This is a genomic window from Streptomyces sp. SAS_272 (assembly GCF_052543235.1).
In genome coordinates this window covers 1-2,222 of sequence record NZ_JBMNDR010000205.1, presented here as the reverse complement: position 1 = coordinate 2,222, position 2,222 = coordinate 1, and the positions used below count along the sequence as shown (strand labels likewise).

The 2,222-nt window shown below is 73.1% G+C and carries 1 protein-coding gene; it reads right to left on the bottom strand.

Going from position 1 to position 2,222, the window contains the following annotated elements; genetic code table 11:
- Nucleotides 1-2,222, bottom strand: a 2,222-nt coding sequence (locus ACN6LD_RS42135) for an SDR family NAD(P)-dependent oxidoreductase (RefSeq protein ID WP_445045931.1), incomplete at both ends; no start/stop codon positions are given.

Sequence of the window (2,222 nt, the reverse complement as noted above, 5' to 3'; positions counted from 1 at the left end):
GGGTCGGATGGTCGAAGACCGCCGTCGTGGGGAGGGTGACGCCCGACACGGAGGCCAGGACGTTGCGCAGCTCCACCGCGATGAGCGAGTCCACGCCCAGATCGCGGAAAGCCCGCTCCGCACCCACCTGCTCGGCGCCCTCGTACCCGAGCATGGCGGCCGCCAGCTTCCGCACCTCCTCGAGTACGAGGCGCAGCCCGGTCTCACGCGACAGTCCGGCCGCCCGCGACCGCAGGCTGCCGTCGGCCTCGCCGGATCTCGCGGTGCCACCCGTTCCGGAAGCGGCGACGGGAACTGCGAGGCGGGAGAGGAGGGCGCTGGGGCGGGTGGCGGTGAACGCGGGGACGAAACGCTTCCAGTCTGCGTCCACGACGAGCTGCGTGGCGATGCCCGCGTCCAGTACCGCCCCGAGGGCGGACAGCGCGAGCTGAGGTGCGAGCGCGGTCATGGCGCCTTGACCGCGACGCCGGTCGCCGGACGCGACGGCCATCCCGTCTCCCGCCCACGGCCCCCAGGCGATGGATGTGGCGGACAGGCCGTCGGCACGCCGACGCTCGGCGAGAGCGTCAAGGACCGCGTTGGCGGCGGCGTAGGCCCCCTGGCCCGGGCTTCCCAGCGTTCCCGCCAGCGAGGAGAAGAGGACGAACGCGGAGAGATCCCGGTCGCGGGTCAGCTGGTCGAGCAGGTGCGCGGCCGACGTCTTGGGACGCATGATCCGATCGACGCGTTCGGCGTCGGTCGACAGCAGCGTGGCGTCGTCCAGCACCCCGGCCGTGTGGAAGACGGCATCGAAGGAGTGCTCGGCAAGAAGGGCGGCGAGGTCCGCGCGCACGGAGACGTCCAGGCCGCGCAGGGTGACCCGCGCGCCCGCCTGCTCCAGCTCGGCGCGCAACTCGGCGGCGCCGGGCGCGGTTTCGCCGCTGCGGCTCACCAGGACGAGATCGCGGGCGCCGCGCGCCACGGCCCAGCGGGCCACGTGTGCTCCCAGAGCTCCGGTGCCCCCCGTGATCAGCACCGTTCCGTTCGGCTTCCAGGGGACGGCGGGCTGCGGCAACGGCGCGGACTGCTCGAGCCGACGGCCGAAGACACCGTGCGAGCGGACGGCGATCTGGTCCTCGCCGCCCTTCAAACGCGTCAGCGCGCGCGTGAGACGGCTGCACGCCCGGTCGTCGACGCGCTCGGGCAGATCTATCGATCCGCCCCAGACATCCGGGTGCTCGAGCGCCGCGACGCGTCCCAGCCCCCATACGGCGTTGTGCGGGACACGAGTAACGCGTTCGGTCCCGCCGACTGCGACGGCTCCCTGGGTGAGGGCCCAGAGCCGTACGCCCGGAATACGCGAGTCGGCCAGCGCGCGCAGCGCGTTCAGCGCCCCCACGGCCGGTCCGACGGACGTGGCGAAGGCGAGGAGCGAGAGGACGCCGTCAGGGCTTCGGGGGTCGCCGGACGTGTCGGTCCCGTCTGCGGGAAGGCTGAGGGCCTCGGCGCAGGCTCTGGGGTCGGCTGCGTCCACTTCGACGACGTGCGGGATGAGTCCCTCCCTCCGGAGTCCGGAGACGAGGCTGTTCATCATCTCCCGAGAGTCGCCGTCGGCGTCGGACGGGACCAGGACCGTCCAGTTCCCGGTGCCGGACGCTCCCGCCCCCGGCCGGGTCTCGTCGTCGCGGGTCAGCGGCCGCCAGGACACCTCGTACCGCAAGGCGTCGATCGCGGCCTGCTCCTGCCGTCGGCGGTACCACTTCGCGAGGGCGGGGACGACCGGAGCGAGCGCGTCGGGCGCGAGGTCGAGGCCTGCCGCGAGGGTCGGCACGTCCTCGCTCGCCACGGAAGCCCAGAACTCCGCGTCGACCACGACGGAAGCTCGCGTCGGACCCGACGGGCCGCCGGGCGGCGGTTGGCTCGGGGTGAGCCAATAGCGCTGCCGCTGGAACGGATATGTCGGCAGGTCGACGGGTTCGTCGCCTGTGCCGCCGCCCAACACGGCCGGCCAATCGATGTCCGCGCCGTCGACGTGGAACTTCGCCATCGCCCGCAGGGCCGCCACGTGCTCGGAACCGTCCTTGCGCAGCATCGACACGAACAGCGCGTCCCCGGTGTCTACGGGGAGGCTGTTCTGCGCGAGGGCGGTGAGAGTCCCGTCGGGGCCGATCTCCAGGAACCGCGTCACCCCCTCGGCGGCCAGCACACCGATCCCGTCGGCGAACCGCACCGCCTCACGCACA